This window comes from Candidatus Vicinibacter proximus (genome assembly GCA_016713905.1).
In the GTDB taxonomy this organism is placed as follows: domain Bacteria; phylum Bacteroidota; class Bacteroidia; order Chitinophagales; family Saprospiraceae; genus Vicinibacter; species Vicinibacter proximus.
Window position 1 is genome coordinate 528,927 of sequence record JADJOE010000001.1, and the last position, 17,516, is coordinate 546,442.

Annotated in this window: 13 protein-coding genes; 3 read left to right on the top strand and 10 right to left on the bottom strand. The window is 38.3% G+C overall.

Features of this window, described 5'->3' with window-relative positions; translation table 11 throughout:
* The first annotated feature begins 86 nt into the window (after positions 1–86).
* Positions 87–2,714 (top strand): hypothetical protein, encoded by a 2,628-nt coding sequence (locus tag IPJ83_02200; protein ID MBK7879359.1) that lies wholly within the window; start codon positions 87–89, stop codon positions 2,712–2,714.
* Positions 2,669–3,298: a gliding motility-associated C-terminal domain-containing protein gene (locus IPJ83_02205; protein MBK7879360.1), complete on the top strand. Its 630-nt coding sequence runs from the start codon at positions 2,669–2,671 to the stop codon at positions 3,296–3,298. The genes IPJ83_02200 and IPJ83_02205 overlap by 46 nt, the downstream gene beginning before the upstream one ends.
* Positions 3,299–3,347: 49 nt before the next feature.
* Here the strand turns inward: IPJ83_02205 and IPJ83_02210 are convergent, their stop codons facing one another.
* Positions 3,348–5,399 (bottom strand): M13 family metallopeptidase, encoded by a 2,052-nt coding sequence (locus IPJ83_02210; GenBank protein MBK7879361.1) that lies wholly within the window; start codon positions 5,397–5,399, stop codon positions 3,348–3,350.
* 479 nt (positions 5,400–5,878) lie between these two features.
* Positions 5,879–6,661 (bottom strand): alpha/beta fold hydrolase, encoded by a 783-nt coding sequence (locus IPJ83_02215; GenBank protein MBK7879362.1) that lies wholly within the window; start codon positions 6,659–6,661, stop codon positions 5,879–5,881.
* Between the two features lie 27 nt (positions 6,662–6,688).
* Between IPJ83_02215 and uvrB the strand changes: the two genes are divergently transcribed.
* Complete coding sequence (uvrB, locus tag IPJ83_02220; GenBank protein MBK7879363.1) at positions 6,689–8,716, top strand: excinuclease ABC subunit UvrB; 2,028 nt, start codon at positions 6,689–6,691, stop codon at positions 8,714–8,716.
* On the opposite strand, the gene IPJ83_02225 is transcribed toward uvrB, so the two are convergent.
* The 8 genes from IPJ83_02225 to IPJ83_02260 form a co-directional block, all read right to left on the bottom strand.
* Positions 8,713–9,855: a glycosyltransferase gene (locus IPJ83_02225; protein MBK7879364.1), complete on the bottom strand. Its 1,143-nt coding sequence runs from the start codon at positions 9,853–9,855 to the stop codon at positions 8,713–8,715. The two genes, uvrB and IPJ83_02225, sit on opposite strands and share 4 nt — an antisense overlap.
* Positions 9,856–9,864: 9 nt before the next feature.
* Entirely contained in the window at positions 9,865–10,344 is a 480-nt protein-coding gene (locus IPJ83_02230) for a hypothetical protein (GenBank protein ID MBK7879365.1), read from the bottom strand.
* Between the two features lie 71 nt (positions 10,345–10,415).
* Entirely contained in the window at positions 10,416–12,170 is a 1,755-nt protein-coding gene (locus IPJ83_02235) for an ABC transporter ATP-binding protein (GenBank protein ID MBK7879366.1), read from the bottom strand.
* Positions 12,171–12,195: 25 nt separating this feature from the next.
* A complete protein-coding gene (radC, locus tag IPJ83_02240; protein MBK7879367.1) occupies positions 12,196–12,891 on the bottom strand; it encodes a DNA repair protein RadC in 696 nt (231 codons plus the stop codon).
* Positions 12,892–12,902: 11 nt separating this feature from the next.
* Positions 12,903–14,459 carry a T9SS type A sorting domain-containing protein gene (locus tag IPJ83_02245; protein MBK7879368.1) on the bottom strand — a complete coding sequence of 519 codons (1,557 nt, stop codon included), beginning with the start codon at positions 14,457–14,459 and terminating at the stop codon, positions 12,903–12,905.
* Between the two features lie 25 nt (positions 14,460–14,484).
* On the bottom strand, positions 14,485–15,624 hold the full coding sequence (locus IPJ83_02250; GenBank protein ID MBK7879369.1) for a cystathionine gamma-synthase: 1,140 nt from the start codon (positions 15,622–15,624) through the stop codon (positions 14,485–14,487).
* 44 nt (positions 15,625–15,668) lie between these two features.
* Positions 15,669–16,625: a transketolase family protein gene (locus IPJ83_02255; protein ID MBK7879370.1), complete on the bottom strand. Its 957-nt coding sequence runs from the start codon at positions 16,623–16,625 to the stop codon at positions 15,669–15,671.
* 2 nt (positions 16,626–16,627) lie between these two features.
* Complete coding sequence (locus IPJ83_02260; GenBank protein MBK7879371.1) at positions 16,628–17,470, bottom strand: transketolase; 843 nt, start codon at positions 17,468–17,470, stop codon at positions 16,628–16,630.
* Between the last annotated feature and the right edge of the window lie 46 nt (positions 17,471–17,516).

Genomic DNA, 17,516 nt, shown 5'->3' on the forward strand with positions numbered 1-17,516 from the left:
CAGGTCCTGATTATCCTTAACTTTCCAAAATTATAGCATTTAAAAGTCAAGGATTGGGTATTCGTGGAATAAAATGTTTAAAAACATTGGCGGCCATAATTAGTTTGTTGGCTATTTCATGGACGTCTACACTTTATGGTCAGGGAACTTGTTGTTGTGGCACCCCAAAATTGATAGACTTTCAGGGATTGGATTTTGAATTTGATCCTTACCCTGCACCAGCAGGTTATATTCCCTACATTGCAGGAAGTTCATTTGGTCCATGGATTGTTACGCAGGGTGCTGTGGATCATGGAGACAAGGATTATTGTGGCGTTCTCGCTGCAGGAAATCCCAACGGAGCTTCTGCCTTTGTGGATTTGTTTGGTTCGCCATCCACAGGAAGCATTGCAGGAACCATGATTTACCCTTTAACAGGTTTAACACCGGGGTATATTTACACTATAGAATTTTGGTATGCAACCTTCACTTCCAACGGAAGCTTTTCTGCCAATTTAAAAGTAGCCAACGGGGCATGGTTAGATGTCAACTGGACTGCAAATAATCCAGGAAGTGCCGTTTGGCTTAAAAAATCCTATAATTTCACGGCCAACGCAACCAGTGCGACACTTGCACTCAAGGACACTGGTCCAAGTTCGTCCACTTATCAAATAGGGATGTTGATGGATGATATTAAGATTTTTGAATGTGCCGTTGATTTGGAAAAACCTGTGGTAGAAAATCCTCAAGAAGACCTGGAAGTAGCCTGTGAAAAGGATGTTCCTCTAGTTCCAAACTTACTTATCTCTGATAATTGCGACGCTAATCCTCAGGTTACATTTAAGGAATCCAAAGAAAATACGGGCCCATGCAGTAAAAAATTGACCAGAACATGGATGGTTAGAGATGCTTGTGGGAATATAAACGAAGAGATCCAAACCATTGACATTATTGACCGGAATCCACCTCAATTCACGTCCCTTCCTGTCAATTTAAGGGTTCATTGCCATCAAGATGTGCTTAAAGAATTCAATGACTGGATCCGAAACAATGGTCAATCTGCAGCTGCAGATGATTGTGGTAATGTAAGTTGGAAAACTTCATTTGAACGAACACCCCATAAATTTTGTGACAGTGTAAAAGTTGAATTTACAGCGGTAGATGATTGTGGACTGGAAAATTCAGAAACAGGATATTTTATTGTTCAGGATACAATGGCAATTGGCTTTTCAAAAAAACCGGAGAATAAAAATCTCAGCTGTGTTCCTGAAGTCAGGGATTCTCTTTCAAATTGGTTAATAAATTATGGTTTTTCCAGTGCAGCGAAGGGTTGTGATACAGCAATCTGGAGTCATAATTTTAATGGAGATTCAACGAAAAATCCTTTGCATGTTACTTTTTATGTAAGAGATCGTTGTGGGCATGTAGACAGCAGTACGGCAATATTTAGTTACAGAGGTAAGAGTGATACTATCCATCACATCAGTTATTCTTGTGCTTTCCCAAAAAATTCAATAGACACTATCAAATATTCAGTCCTTGCATGTGACAGCATTGTAATTTTAGAAAAGATAAAACTTGAAGCAGATACTGTATTCATTGAAGAAAATACTTGCGATCCTAACCAAAAATTATCTGACACCCTGTGGCTTACAAACATGCATGGATGTGATTCTTTGATTTTTTATCAGTATATTTTGCAACCCACTTCTAAGACGCTCATTAAAAATTATGATTGTTCGTTGCAAAAATATTCAACCGACACAATAAGTTGGTCCGGACAGTATTGTGATTCGCTTGTGATCATAGAAAATATACCTTTAAGGAATGACAGCATATTCATCCAGAACACGAGTTGCGATTCATCAGAAGTAGGGCAGACTATTGAATATTTTAAAAATGAATATGGTTGTGACAGCATCGTTGTTCTTAGTACAACATTCATTGTACAGCAAATTACCCAAATAACAAAAAATGAATGCGGACTTTTAGTGGATTACATAGATACAGTAAGAATTAGTACTGGTCACTGTGACAGCCTTGTAATTACAAGACATCTTGCATTATCTCTGGATAGTATTTTAATTACCAGAAACACATGCGATCCGCTTATGGTAGGTCAGTTTACCCAAAGATTTTCTAATCAATATGGGTGTGATAGTGTAGTGATTGAATTGGTTAATTTAAAGCCAACGGATTCAATTTTTCTGTATGAGAAAACCTGTACATTATCTAATGCTGGAAAGCGCATCATTAAATTTTCTAATCAATTTGGTTGCGACAGTATTGTGCTTGTTGATACCAAGTTTATTCCATCAGATACCTCACGCATCATTCAGCACACCTGTGATCTAAAGAATGCAGGAATGGATACCATTATTTATACAACCACAATATGTGACAGTGTTGTGTTTTTTGAAAGGAGATTCAAAGCTGCGGATACAACGTTTACTGATCAGTTTAGTTGTGATGCATTCAAGATTGGAATAGATACATTTCTGCTGCAGAACCAGACAGGATGTGACAGTATGATTTTTGTCCGTACTATTTACAGATCATTACAACTCAACTATTTGTTGGATTCCATTCAATGTCACAATCAAAGTGATGGAAGGCTTCTACTCACAAATGATTCAACTTTCAGTATGCCGTTCGAATTTTACCTGAATCAAAAAAATTCACAAACCTATTGGAAGTCCAACATCTTGCACCGGGAGATTATGAAGTTTTTTTGAAGGATGGAAAGGGATGCATAACCGATACAGTAAGATTTACTTTATTGAACCCTGAGGCTCTGATTACAGAACTGGGAGCAGATCTCGAAGTAGAAAAAGGAACCATTGTAAAACTTACTTTACAGTCTAATAAGAAACTTACAAACATCTACTGGCAACCCAACAAATACAGTAATTGTACAATATGCGATGAGATTGATTTTGTAGCTGATCAGGACAGCTGGATTTATACGTTAAGCATAGATGAACGAAATTGTAGCAGTTTGGATTCGGTTTTTATTCGTGTTAAAGATATTGAAGAATTTTATGTACCTAGTTTAATTTCACCCAATGGAGATCAAGTAAATGATCATTTTTATATCCTTGGTCCAGATAAAGGCAGGGTTGAAAAATTAGTAATTTATGACCGGTGGGGCACTAAGGTTTTTGAGGTTGTGGACATTCCCGTTAATCAACCTTTACTTGGGTGGAATGGAAACTACCAATTCCAGCCTTTGAATCCGGGTGTTTATGTTTTTTATGCAAGAATAAAAACTGACAATAGGATACTTGAGTTGAGCGGTGATTTTACATTGCTTAGGTGATAAAGGGCTTTCCGTATAATATTTTAGAAATTTATTTCTTCTTAAATAATCACCAGATATTCACCCGAACACTATCCGGCCTCCACATCTTCATACCTTCTTTGATTTGGAAAGCATCATAGAATTCAGGAATATTAGTAAACGGACCGATCACACGTAAGTGTGTGGGTGAATGCACATCTGTGAGTACTCTGGAGGCTATCTCCTCCGGTCTGGTATGACCAAGCCATCCAAGGGCATATCCCAGAAAATATCTTTGTATAGGAAGCAGCCCGTTTAAGGATTGGTTTGATTTATATTGAGCAGTTTTCTTAAATGCATCCAAAGCAAGTACAATTCCACCAAGGTCTGCAATATTCTCTCCCAATGTTGCCTTACCGTTGATGTGGAGACTGTCGAGGACAGTATAATCATTAAATTGATTGATCATTTTTTGTGCATGTTCATTGAAGCGTTCTTCATCTTCAGTGCTCCACCAATTGTTTAAATTTCCAAATTCATCAAATTTTCTTCCTTCATCATCAAATCCATGTGTGATCTCATGTCCAATTGTAGAAGCGCCTGCATATCCATAAACCAGTGCATCATCCAATTCTTCATCTCTATACCCCGGAACAGTAAATATCGCAGCGGGTAACACGATTTCATTATTGGAAGGGTTATAGTAGGCGTTGTAAGTCTGTGGGGTCATGTCCCATTCTGTGCGGTCTACAGGTTTATAAAGTTTTTTGATTTGTTGGGAATACCACCATTTTTTAGCATTCATTACGTTTTCACAGTATGAATTTTTTGCAATCTGCATTGTGCTAAAATCTTTCCATTGGTCAGGATAGCCTACTTTTTTATTCATGGATTGTAGTTTTGTCAAAGCTTTTGCCTTGGTTTCCTGACTCATCCATTCCAGATTTCGGATATGTTCAGCAAAAGAGGTTTTGACTTCTTCTACCATATTTTCATATCTTTTCTTTGCCTGTGGACTAAAATATTCTTTTACAAATTCTCGGCCCAATAATTCGCCAATTGAATTTTCTACTTCATTAAGCGCTCTTTTCCAGCGAGGTTTCTGAACTTCAGCCCCACTCATAAGCTTACCATAGAATAAGAAATTCTGGTCATTTATCTCTTTGGATAGAGTGTGGGCAAAAGTGTTGATCAAATTCCATCGAAGGTAAGCTCTCCAATGATCAAGAGGTAAAGTGGTCAACAATCCATTAAGTGTTTTGAAAAATTCTGGTTGCCCAACGATACAAGAATCCACTTTAATTTCTGCAGTTTCCAACCATTCAGTCCAGTTGATGCCCGGGGTAAGCATCTTAAATTTTGTAATGGAATAAGGATTGTAATTGGCATGTGGATCACGCAGATCTTCCAGTTTTCTAGAGGATTTTGCCAGTGCTGTTTCAAGGGAAAGGATTTGTTCTGCGTCACGAATAGATTGCTCTTGTGTTCTACCAAGAAGTTGGAGCATGACAGAAATATGATGAGGATATTCCTTTCTGATGGTGGAGGTTCGAGTATCTGTGTTGAAATAATAATCCCTATTTGGAAGACCAAGTCCTCCCTGATTCAAATAGAGCGCCATTTGATCACTTTTTTTAAGATCCTGGGTTGCGTATAGACTGAAAGCTGGTTCAGACCCCAACATGTGAAATTCTGCAATCATCTTCAACAATTGCGGCACCGATTGGATGGTATCGATTCTGCCCAGCAAGGGTTTTAGTGGCTTTGTTCCCAGCTCATCTGCCCGTAAAGAATCCATTGCCATGGTCCAGAAATCACCAATCATTTTAGCGTTGTGGTCACTATGAGTACCGGAGGCCGCCTCTTCGCAGATAATTCTCAATCTGGTGTAATTTTCATTAACTACGAGGTTGGCTATACCCCATCGACTTTCCTCAGGAGGGATTGGATTGTTTTTGATCCACGTCCCGTTTGCAAAGGAAAAAATGTCCTCTCCGGGTATTACACTGGTATCCATATTTGAAACGAGAATATCTGGTTTTTGGTAAGTCCTGTGGGTTTCTTGTTTACAGGAATTAAGCAGAAGAATTAAAACCAAGGCTGCTGTAAGAAATTTTAAAAAATTATTTTTATTGAGCATAAATTCAATTATTCCAGATGCAAGGTAAGGATTGAAATTAAAGAATTTAAATTTAATCCAAACATAAAGTTTAGCAGGAAGTCTTAAAACAATTTGGAATTTTATGAATGGCGGTTTAAGGTGCTTCAAATGGAAATGGTATGGAATAAATTTGTTGAGAATAGCATACAATTTTTTATAAAAATTTGCAATTCGCAGAAAAATTGTTAAGAATATTTATTGACAAAGTCGGAAGGAAAAGAATATTATGTTGGATTGCTTTCACAATTTGTAATGGAGCAATTTCAATTACCCATACTTTTTAAATGGATAGAATTGGCTAAACCAATTTCAAAAAAAAATTATAGTAATTGTAGTTTAATATGAAATAAATAAGTCCTTTAAATTTGGAAAATTGAATAGACAATTTTAGAACTAAAAAGAAGTATTCAAGCAATAATACTTGCAGGTATAAAACATTTTAACTTAAAGATGCAAACTTAGTTAAAAAAATTCTTGATCACTTCCACCATTTTAACTGGTTGGTCAGCGTGTATCCAGTGTCCTGCATTTTCAACGGTCACAAATTCTGATTCGGGAAAATATATCTTAATTTCTTTGCAATCTTCTTTGGATACATAGGATGATTTGGAACCGAGTACGAAGCAGACAGGTTTAAAAATTCTGTGATCGGGAAAAAGGGATTCATTGATGGATGCGTAATTTTTATAGATTGCATGGAGATTAAGTTTCCATTCAAATTTTTGATCTTGTTTTCTGTCCAGATTCTTAAGGATAAATTGACGGACACCAAATTCAGGAATGAATGGAAGAAGACCTGCTTCAGCTTCAGATCTTTTGGTGATGTGATCCAGGTCTAGTGAAAACATAGCTTTAAATATTTCTTCGTGCCCCCCATGATAGGCTTTTATTCCAATGTCTACCACCATTGCTTTATGGATGAGGGATTCGCCGATAGTCAGTAATTTCATCAAAACCTTACCGCCCATCGAATGCCCGATCATGTTGACAGTGTGTAATTTATGTTCTTGGATAAACCGGATAAGATCTTCGGCCATTAACTCATAATTCATTTGTGGATGATGTGGGGACTTACCATGATTCCGTAGATCAATAAGGTAGACAGTATAATATTCTACCAAAGAATTGGCCACAGTCTGCCAATTGTCCAAACTGCCGAAAAGGCCATGCAGAATCAACAAGGGAGGTCCACTGCCCAGTTTTTTATAATGTAAAGAAATTGTGTTATTCTCTTTCAGCATGGTATTTTTGCCTTTTACGATCAATTAATGTCCAAATTTATACTTAATTCAAATTATCAGCCAGCCGGAGATCAGCCTGAGGCAATCAAGCAATTGACCGAGGGAGTTCTAAATGAAGAAAAGGCTCAGGTTCTACTTGGTGTGACCGGCTCAGGTAAAACATTTACAATAGCCAATGTAATCGCCAACATTAACAAGCCCACTCTCATTCTATCTCATAACAAAACACTAACGGCACAGCTTTATGGGGAATTCAAAGAATTTTTTCCGGACAATGCAGTGGAGTACTTTGTTTCTTATTATGATTACTATCAGCCTGAAGCTTATGTTTTTGTCACCGACACTTATATAGAAAAGGATCTGGCAATAAATGAGGAGGTAGATAAATTAAGGTTGAAGGCCACTTCTTCTATTCTCTCCGGCAGGAGGGATGTAATTGTGGTTGCAACGGTTTCATGCATTTTTGGTATGGGTAACCCTGAAGATTACAAAGCGGGTATTATCCGAATTCAAAAAGGACAGGTAATTTCAAGGAATGATCTTTTGTATAGGTTGGTGGATAGTTTATACAGCCGTACTGAAGGAGACCTGAATCGAGGGAACTTTCGGGTAAAAGGGGATACAGTAGATATCAATTTGCCATATGTAGATTTTGGTATTCGCATTCATTTTTTTGGAGATCAGATAGAACAAATTGATGAAATAGAGATAACATCCGGGAAGCGGATCACCAGCTTAGATTTTGCAGCCATTTTTCCTGCGAATCTTTACGTGGCGCCAAAGGATAGATTTAAATCCATTCTAAGACACATAGAGGACGAATTGGAACAACAGAAAAAGTATTTCGAATCTGAATTGAAATACAGTGAAGCCAAGCGTATTGAAGAGAGAACTCAGTTTGATCTGGAGATGATGAGGGAACTTGGTTACTGTTCTGGTATTGAAAATTATTCCAGGTTTTTTGACGGAAGAGCCAAGGGTACCAGACCATTTTGTTTGTTGGATTATTTTCCGGATGATTATTTGTTAGTAGTGGATGAAAGTCATGTAACCATTCCACAAATCAGAGGGATGTGGGGAGGTGACCGAGCAAGAAAAATGAATTTAGTGCAGTTTGGATTTAGACTGCCGTCTGCATTGGATAACAGACCTTTAAGTTTTGAAGAATTTGAGCAGCAGATCAATCAGATCATATATGTTAGTGCTACTCCTTCTGATTATGAGTTGGGGCAAACAGAAGGAATGGTTGTAGAACAGGTAGTAAGACCTACGGGTTTGTTGGATCCACCAATTGAAATAAGGCCTTCCATTAATCAAATTGACGATTTGCTGGACGAAATACACAAGCGTAAAGCAAAGAATGAAAGAGTCCTGGTCACTACACTGACTAAAAGAATGTCTGAAGAGCTTGCTAAATACTTTCAAGGGCTCAATCTACTTTGTAAATATATTCACTCAGAGATTGACACGATGGAGCGGGTTGAAATTCTAAGAGATCTTAGGCTCGGTGATTTTGATGTGTTAGTGGGGGTTAACTTACTAAGAGAAGGTCTGGACCTTCCGGAAGTATCCTTGGTAGCCATACTGGATGCGGATAAAGAGGGATTTCTAAGGAGTGACAGATCATTGACTCAAACTGCAGGACGAGCGGCACGGAATGCCAATGGGTTGGTTATTTTTTACGCAGACAAGGTGACAGATTCAATGAGGCGAACCATTGAGGAAACAGAACGGCGACGAGCCAAGCAAATGGCTTACAATGAGGAGCACGGAATTATACCAAGGACTCTGAGTAAAACAAGGGAAGAAATCATGGCTAAGAGTTCTATTTTAGATCTTAGAGGTAAACAAGCCAATATTTATACCGGACCGGAAGAAGGAGTTATTGCTGCAGATCCGGTAGTGGATTATTTGAATCGTACACAAATTGAGAAACTCATAACTGAGACAGAAAAGAAAATGAAACAAGCTGCCAAGGATTTAGATTTTGTAACAGCTGCTCAGCATAGAGATGAAATGAATCTACTTAAAAAGAAACTTCAGGGACTTGGTTAGATCTTCCTGTCTTTCCACTCTAGCTTAATTGGTAACCAGGACAGCAGACCCAATACGAAAAAATAAATGGTATACATAACTTCAATGGGCAGAATCCATTTCAAAATATAACCTCGTTTGAAGAATGAACTGGATTGATGAATAAGGATGAAGTCAAGCAGGAAATGTATAAACAACAATCCAAGTACAGAATAAAAATAGGTGTATTCTTCCAGTACCAAAGTGATCAATGTAAATGTGAGCAATCCTATTCTGAATACCCAAATGAAGGAAGAAACCAACAACATGTTGAAGGATGAAGAATTTTTCAATTTTCCAGCCCATCTCAATCGCTGGGAGAAAAAGCTCCTAACCGATGTCGCTCCGATAGTCTGAACAGTTGCCTCTATTGCTTTTAATGGATAAATTTTACCTGAATACTTTTCCTTGACTTTTTGAATAAGAAAAAGATCATCCCCGGAGGCTATATACTGATTATTGGCATAGGGATCTGTTTCAAGAAAAACCGATTTTTCATAAGCAAGGTTCGCTCCACTACCTAGATAAAATAATCCCGAACGTATTCCTGCCAAATGTACCATGAATGAATTGATAAAATCTGCATCTTGGAACAAATTCAATAATGTTTTTTCTTTTTGAATCAGGACTGGAGCAACTATTAGTTTGGGTTTAAATTCTTGATAACAAGCGACTATTGTCTGAATCCAGTTCTCGCCATGTATACAATCAGCGTCTGTTGTTATCATTAGATCGCCGGAGGCATGGCTGATTCCATATGCAATTGCTTTTTTTTTGGAGCCTGTGATGGTAGTCCTTTTATACACACCCAACCGCATCACTCTTAATCGCTGATCCTTGATGTTTTCCAGGATCTGAGGTGTATTGTCATCAGACTGATCGTCCACGACAATTAACTCAAATAAATGTGTCGGGTAATTCTGTTTTAAAATGGATTCGGTACACTGCTGTAAAGAGTCTTCTTCATTTCTCACTGGAACGATCACACTCACTTTAGTAGTAGGAACAAATGAGGGATCTAAATTAAATTCTTTTTGATTTCGCCAATATACCAAGAAGACGAAGCAAAGGATTAGATAAATAAAAGTAAGGAAAGCAACAGAAATGAAAAATATCAGCACAAGTTAAGTTTATTCAAATAAATCGTCGTAGCCTGACAAAGCTTTTTCCTTTTCAGCTGACTTTTTATTTAAATCCATGGAACCTGAATTCTGGTCCATCACTTCTTCGTAAGCTGTGTATTTTTCTTCGAATGCATGGTCGGAAGATTCCGGTTGCATTACCCCAAAATTCTTATAGGCCCAAGCTTTAAAAATTAATCCAATAGAAACCAGAGGTAGTCCAATGAGTTGAAGTCCAATGTGCAATAAGCCACCAATAAAACTGACTTTAAAGGTCTGGAGTATAATTTTAATGTGGTTACCGACGACACGAGGATAGATAACAACAGCAGCCAACAGGAAAACTGGTGATAGGAAAAACAGTATTCTATAAACGTGATAAAACAAATATAAGAAAACAGCAACAAATGCAAGTAGCACGAGCGTGCCTACAACCCTTTGGTAAAGGTTTTTGTCTGAATTAAATGTATAAGTTTTATTCTGGATCATGTTCGTCAAGCAAATATAGCACAAAATTATGCATTAAAATAATAAATAATATGTTAATATTGAATATTAACTTATTGCGCTTGAATGGGATCAAAATGGGTTAAGTACAATCTTGAAAATAAACCATCGGAATGTGACAAAAGTTCCTGTTGGGTACCTGATTCCAAAATTTTACCTTTCTCGAGAACGAGAATGTGGTCTACATTTTTTATGGTTGAAAGCCGGTGTGCTATAATAATCGAGGTTCTACCTTTGGTAAGTTTGTCAATGGCATTTTGTATGATGGCTTCCGTTTGGTTGTCAATCGAAGAAGTTGCTTCATCTAAAATTAGAATGCTTGGCTGATATATCAGAGCTCGAACAAAGGAGATCAACTGGCGTTGGCCCATAGATAAATTGGAACCCCTTTCGGTGACGAGATAATTATACGCCCCTGGCAAAGCTTGGAAAAAGCCATCAGCGCCAATGGTCTTTGATGCTTCTATGATCTTTTCGTGGCTAATGTTTGGGTTGTTAAGACTGATGTTGTCGTATACCGTGCCATGGAACAAAAAAACATCTTGCAACACTAGTCCAATATTACCTCTTAGAGTTTCCAAATCATATTCTTTGATATCCATTCCGTCTATAGATATCTTTCCTACCTCTATTTCATAAAGTCTGTTGAGTAAGCTAACTATGGTCGATTTACCGGAACCGGTACTTCCTACGATAGCCATTGATTTTCCGGCTTCTAAAGAAAAAGAAATGTCATTGAGTACTTGGTTAGTTCCGTCATAAGAAAAACTTACCTGATCAAAAACAACTTCACCTTTTAGTTTATCCTTATGTATTTTACCTGAATTATAATCCTTTTCCTGGTTGTCCAATGATTGAAAAATTCTTCCACCAGCAATTAAACCCATTTGAAGACTATTGAACTTATCAGCCAGCATTCTTACAGGTTGAAATAAACGGGCTAAAAACATTGGAAAGGCGACCAACTGACCTACTGTGACTTCACCTCCAAGGACACCCTTAGCACCCCACCAAACCATAAATCCAAGAGAAGCAGCAGAAATGATTTCAACTACGGGGAAGAAAACAGCATAATAGAAAATACCATCTAAGTTTGCTCTTGTATAGGATTGGTTGATGTCTTTGAATTTTAATGCAGTTTTCTTTTCAGCTGTAAAAATCTGAACGATTCTCATCCCACTGATGTGTTCCTGAAGGAATGAATTCATCCGGGCAATTTCTGTACGCACTCGCTGATAAGAAATTTTTACTTTTTCTTTAAAAATATAGCTTGCGATCAGCAATAATGGAAAGCTAACCAAGGAAATCAAAGTGAGCTTTACACTAGTATAAAACATCATTCCTATAATGGTCAATAAACCAAGTATGTCTGCCGTAATGGTGATGAGACCTTCTGCAAAAACGATGTTTACGGATTCCAGATCATTAATAGTTCTGGTGGTATTCGTTCCCACCGGAGTTTTGTCAAAGTATGACAACTTCATGCCCAACAGGTGACTAAAGACTTTATTCCGAATGTCCTTAATCACATTTTGTCCCAAAGTATTTGTTAGGGTAGTGAAAAGATATCGTAAACCCGTAGTAATCAACAACACAAAAACAAAGATTAGTGCCATTCTTTGAAGACCGGGAAGATCAGCTTTCATGATGTGGTTGTCCACCATCAGATGCGTGAGATATGGCGTCAAGGCATTTAATGGCGCTAATAAAAAAGCCAACAGACTGGATGTCCAAAGAATCGACCGATATGGTTTGGTGAATCCAAACAAACGGCTAAGAATAGATAAATTGTTTTCGGATTTTGACATTGAACCAACAAAATTACAATTATTCTTACAGCATCCCCTCATCTGCAAAGCTGTAATAGCCTTGATCTGAAATAATGAGATGGTCGAATACTTTAATATCCAGAGCTAGTCCGGCACTCTTTGCTTTTTGCGTCAAATCTATGTCTTGCTGACTCGGTTTTAAGTTACCTGAAGGGTGATTGTGGGATAGAATTAAAGCGGTTGCTTGCAATTCTAGTGCTCTTTTGAAAATGATTCGAACATCTACAACCGTACCGGTTAGTCCTCCTAAACTAATTTTCTCGGCGGATAAAATAAAATTAGCCCTATTGAGAAATACTACCCAACATTCTTCAACTTGTAAGTCTTCCATCCTGGAACGAAGAATCTGATAAGCTTCCTGGCTCGATTTTAAGCCTGTCCTTACCATCGCTTCTGCATGTTGACGTCGCCGAGCCAATTCCATAGCTGCTTCAATAGTAATGGCTTTTACGGATCCGATACCTTTGAATTTTTTGAGTCTAGAGAGGCCCATTTTTCCAAGTTCAAATAAATTGTTTCCCGAGGCATCGAGAATTTTTTTGGAAAGATCAAGGGCAGATTCATTTCTGCTACCTGTTCCTAAAATAATGGAAAGCAGTTCTGCATTACTCAATGTTTCTTTTCCTTTAAGAGCAAGTTTCTCACGGGGACGGTCATCCAATGCCCAGCTTTTAATGCTGTTGCCAATAGGTGTTTTCATAGTTGTGTTATTTATTTTTTGGTGAATATCAGGTTTTTAGATTTTTGTTTGTTATATAATTTCAAAATGTAATTTCCTTGTGGAAGATGGGGAACATCGAGTTTGTAATGTTCCAGACCAGAAGACAAGTATTTAACTTTTATATGCAAGTGTCCGGAGATGTCATATACTTCAATATAATCTGGCTTCCATTCGAGATTGGAAAGAGGAATACAAAGTTCTGTACTCGCAGGAACTGGAAACGCAATTATCTCATTTAGTATTTTAAGATCGCTTGAAGAAGTTGAATTATTGTCTACCTTGTATAGTTCTGAGCCCGTGACATTCGTATATCGGGAAAGAATAATCTGGTTAGGAATAGTATTAAATATTACCGGTCTGAAGCGTCCTCCAAAATCAGTATAACTTTCTGCAATGAGTGTGTCTTGATGAAATCTCCATATCTCTTTTAACAAAGGAATGGTTTCGATGACAAAATATATTCTATTACCCAAAACCTGGATATTAGCATCTGTTGTAACCCCAAAAGCAGAATTTCCAACTTTTAGAGTTCCTTGTTTGGTACCATCTGTTACACATATATAGGTGTCACCATTTGACTCAGCTGCATAGAAATATAATTTGTTTTTATGCACTTTAAATGCACCATAAGGAGCTGCATCTGTAGTTAAAAAAACAGCCTGATTTTTATTGTAATCGTAACTTGAAATATCCTTGTCGTTGTGGATGATATAAGTAGAATTTATATAAAATACATCCAGATAATTTGAGGATTCTTTGGACAAACTTATTTCTTTGGTACCGGCAGGGGTGCCATCTGTGACGATGGTCATTTTTATCGAATTTTTTATGCCTCCAACAAAAAGGAGGGAATCAACTCCATATGCAGTCTGCACATTATCAAAACTAAATAAATTGTTTTTTGAAAGAAATGATTGCACGGTTTGTGTCCCAGTAGAGGAGCCATCTGACATCATGGGCGCCATTTTGGTAGTGTTGGTGCTGTTGTCAAAAAAGACGGCATTTCCCTTAAAGTTTGATGATTTATAAGTGTTTTTGGTTGTTGAATTAATGTCCGCAATTTTTAAGGTGCCATTTACTGTTGCATCACTTACCCAAAGTTGATTTGGATTGGGTTTCAAAGGGTCTGCCTGGACAAATAAGAGTACTTTATTGGTATCTATTTTCAAGATGGCCTCGATGGGGGTCGTTTCAAATCCTTTGACCCCTTTGGTTCCAAGGTCTTTGCCATTACTCACAAAAAGTGTCCTTACGCCCAGGAATCCATCAAAAAATAATTTGGTACCCGTATTCGTAAGATGCCCAAAATTAGTGATGTTTTCCGCTCCTAAAAGTTTACGGGTTCCTGCTTCTGTTCCATCAGATACGAATAAACTTCCGGGACTGAAGTCTGTATCTACACCGTGGTAATATAATTTGTTGTCAAACACAACATTCTGAGAAGACATAACGCCGGATTGGACACCGGGGTAGACATCTTTAATTAGGACTTGGGCATCTAGGCGGATACAAACAAACAGAATAAAAACACCAATTAACTTTTTCATTCTGCAATTCTACAAAAAAAAACTTTTAGGACAAAGCTTGCCGCAGGTCTTCGATTAAATCTTCCACATCTTCAATGCCTACACTTAGGCGCATTAACGAATCAGTAAGGCCTGATTTCAATCTTTCTTCTTTTGGTAAAGAGGCATGAGTCATAGAAGCCGGATGCCCAATAAGGGATTCAACCCCGCCCAGTGATTCGGCACAAGAAAAAAGTTTTGTTCTGGAAAGTACATTCATGGTCACCTCCAGGTCTGTATTTTTCAGATCAAATGAAACCATCGCGCCAAAATCCCGCATTTGACTTCTTGCAACTTCATGCCCTGGGTGGTTGGTGAATCCCGGATATAAAACTCTGTTCACTTTGGGATGTGAAACAAGAAATTCAGCAATTTTTCGTGCATTTTCACAAGCTCTTTGAACCCTGACATGAAGGGTTTTAATTCCTCTGAGGATCAGAAAACAATCCATTGGTCCAGGTACTGCACCACTTGCATTTTGAATGAAATACAATCTCTCCGCTAAGGTTTTATCTTTTGTAATAACCGCTCCATGTACAACATCACTATGACCACCCAAATACTTCGTAGCAGAATGGAGTACTAAATCTGCTCCAAGGTCAAGTGGATTCTGTAGGTATGGGGAAGCAAAGGTATTGTCTACGCAAACCAAAATGTTGCGCTGTTTGGCAATCTGACAAATGGCTTTTATGTCTACTATGTTCAGTAAAGGGTTGGTGGGTGTTTCAACCCAAATCAATTTTGTATTTTCTTCCAATGCAGCTTCTAAATATTTAGGATCCTGCATGGGGACAAGTTTATTGGAAATGCCAAATGGTTTGAAAATTTTTTCCAACAATCTGAAGGAGCCGCCGTACATATCGTTACTGGCAATTACGCCATCTCCGGATTTAAGCAATTTGATTATGGCATCCATCGCAGCAAGTCCACTACCGAAACATACAGCATCTGTGCCATTTTCAAGTGCTGCCAGGTTTTCCTGAAGGGCTGTTCGGGTTGGATTCTGTGTTCTGGCATATTCATACCCTTTGTGATTGCCGGGACCATCTTGTACATAAGTGGAAGTCTGGAAAATAGGGGTCATAATGGCTCCCGTTGAAGGATCCGGATGCACGCCTGCGTGGATAAGCTTAGTTGCAAATTTCATGTTGTTGCTATTTAAGAGAAATAAATTCAGTGCAGGAATAAGAATTACCTGCTCAGGACTTTTCTGATTTTTTCAATTACGTCTTTGATGCCAAGGCCATACTTTTCCATCAGCTCCATGGGTTTACCACTTTCACCAAAAGAATCATTTACTGCAACATATTCCTGAGGTGCCGGAAAGTTCATACTTAATAATTGTGCAATGCTGTCGCCCAAGCCGCCATTGCGTTGATGTTCTTCACAACTTACAACCCTACCGGTCTTTCTAACCGAATTAAGTATTGCTTCATTGTCAAGCGGCTTTATGGTGTGAATATTTAATAATTCACAGTCAATGCCTTCACCTTCAAGTTGTCGTACGGCTTCTAATGCATTCCATAGAAGATGGCCGGTAGCGATAACGGTAACATCCTTACCATCTTTAAGCTTGAGGGCTTTACCTATTTCAAACTTCTCATTTTCCAAAAAAACTGGCCAGTCAGGTCTCCCAAACCTAAGATATACCGGACCTTTATAATCTGCAATAGCTTGGGTAGCGGCTTTGGTTTGGGCATAATCGGCAGGATTGATAACAGTCATACCCGGTAGCATCTTCATCAATCCTATATCTTCCAGAATCTGATGTGTTGCTCCATCCTCTCCTAAGGTAAGTCCGGCATGTGAAGCTGCAATTTTTACATTTTTTTCCGAATAGGCTATAGACTGTCTAATCTGGTCAAATACTCTTCCAGTGGAAAAGTTAGCAAAAGTTCCGGTATAAGGAATCAAACCAGTGGTGGCCAATCCAGCAGCCATACCCATCATGTTTGCTTCTGCAATTCCAACTTGGATAAATCGCTCAGGAAATTCTTTTTCAAACAGATCCATCTTTAAAGATCCGGCAAGGTCAGCGCATAATGCAATCACTTTAGGATTCATTTTTGCAGCTTCAAGTAATCCGTCTCCAAAACCATTTCTGGTGGCTTTTTTTACAATGCTTTGATATTTATCCCAGGTGTTCATAACTAAAAATCTCCTAAAGTTTGAGGTAATTGTGCCAGTGCTTTTTCTGCTTGTTCGTCATTCGGAGCCACACCATGCCATTTATGAGTTCCCATCATAAAATCAACACCAAATCCCATAATGGTTCTCATCAATATGACGACAGGCTTACCTTGATGCAATTTTCTTTTTGCCATCTCCAAAATGTGGACTACATCCTCCATTTGATTGCCTTCCATATGTAATACTTCCCATCCGAATGAGTGCCATTTTCCTTGAAGATCTCCCAGGGAGATGACTTCATCATTTGGACCATCAATCTGCTGACCATTCCAGTCTACAGTTACAATAAGATTATCTATCTTATAATGAGCGGCGCACATAATGGCTTCCCAGTTTTGACCTTCTTGTAATTCTCCGTCACCTGTCAATACATAAACTAGAGAGGAATCCCCATTTAATCTTTTACCTAAGGCAGCACCAAGGGCAACGCTTAATCCTTGACCCAAAGACCCGGTCGCAACCCGAACACCAGGAATATGCTCATGAGTGGCTGGATGCCCCTGTAGTCTGGAATTTAATTTTCTAAATGTATTTAATTCTTCCACTTCAAAATGTCCGGTGCGCGAAAGCACGCTGTATAATAATGGAGAAATATGGCCATTGGAAAGGAAAAACAGATCCTCACCATGTCCCTCCATGCTAAATGGTAGTTTAAAATTTAAGGTATTAAAATAAAGTGCTGTTAAGAAATCCGCACAGCCAAGCGATCCTCCGGGGTGTCCGCTTTTCGCCATCCAGGTCTGCCTGATGATGTCTCGTCTGACTTGTGACGCAATCTGAGTTAGTTCGGCTATCGTCTTCATGGTTAGGTCGCAAAGGTAATGATTGTACTGCGCATGTGCTAAAACT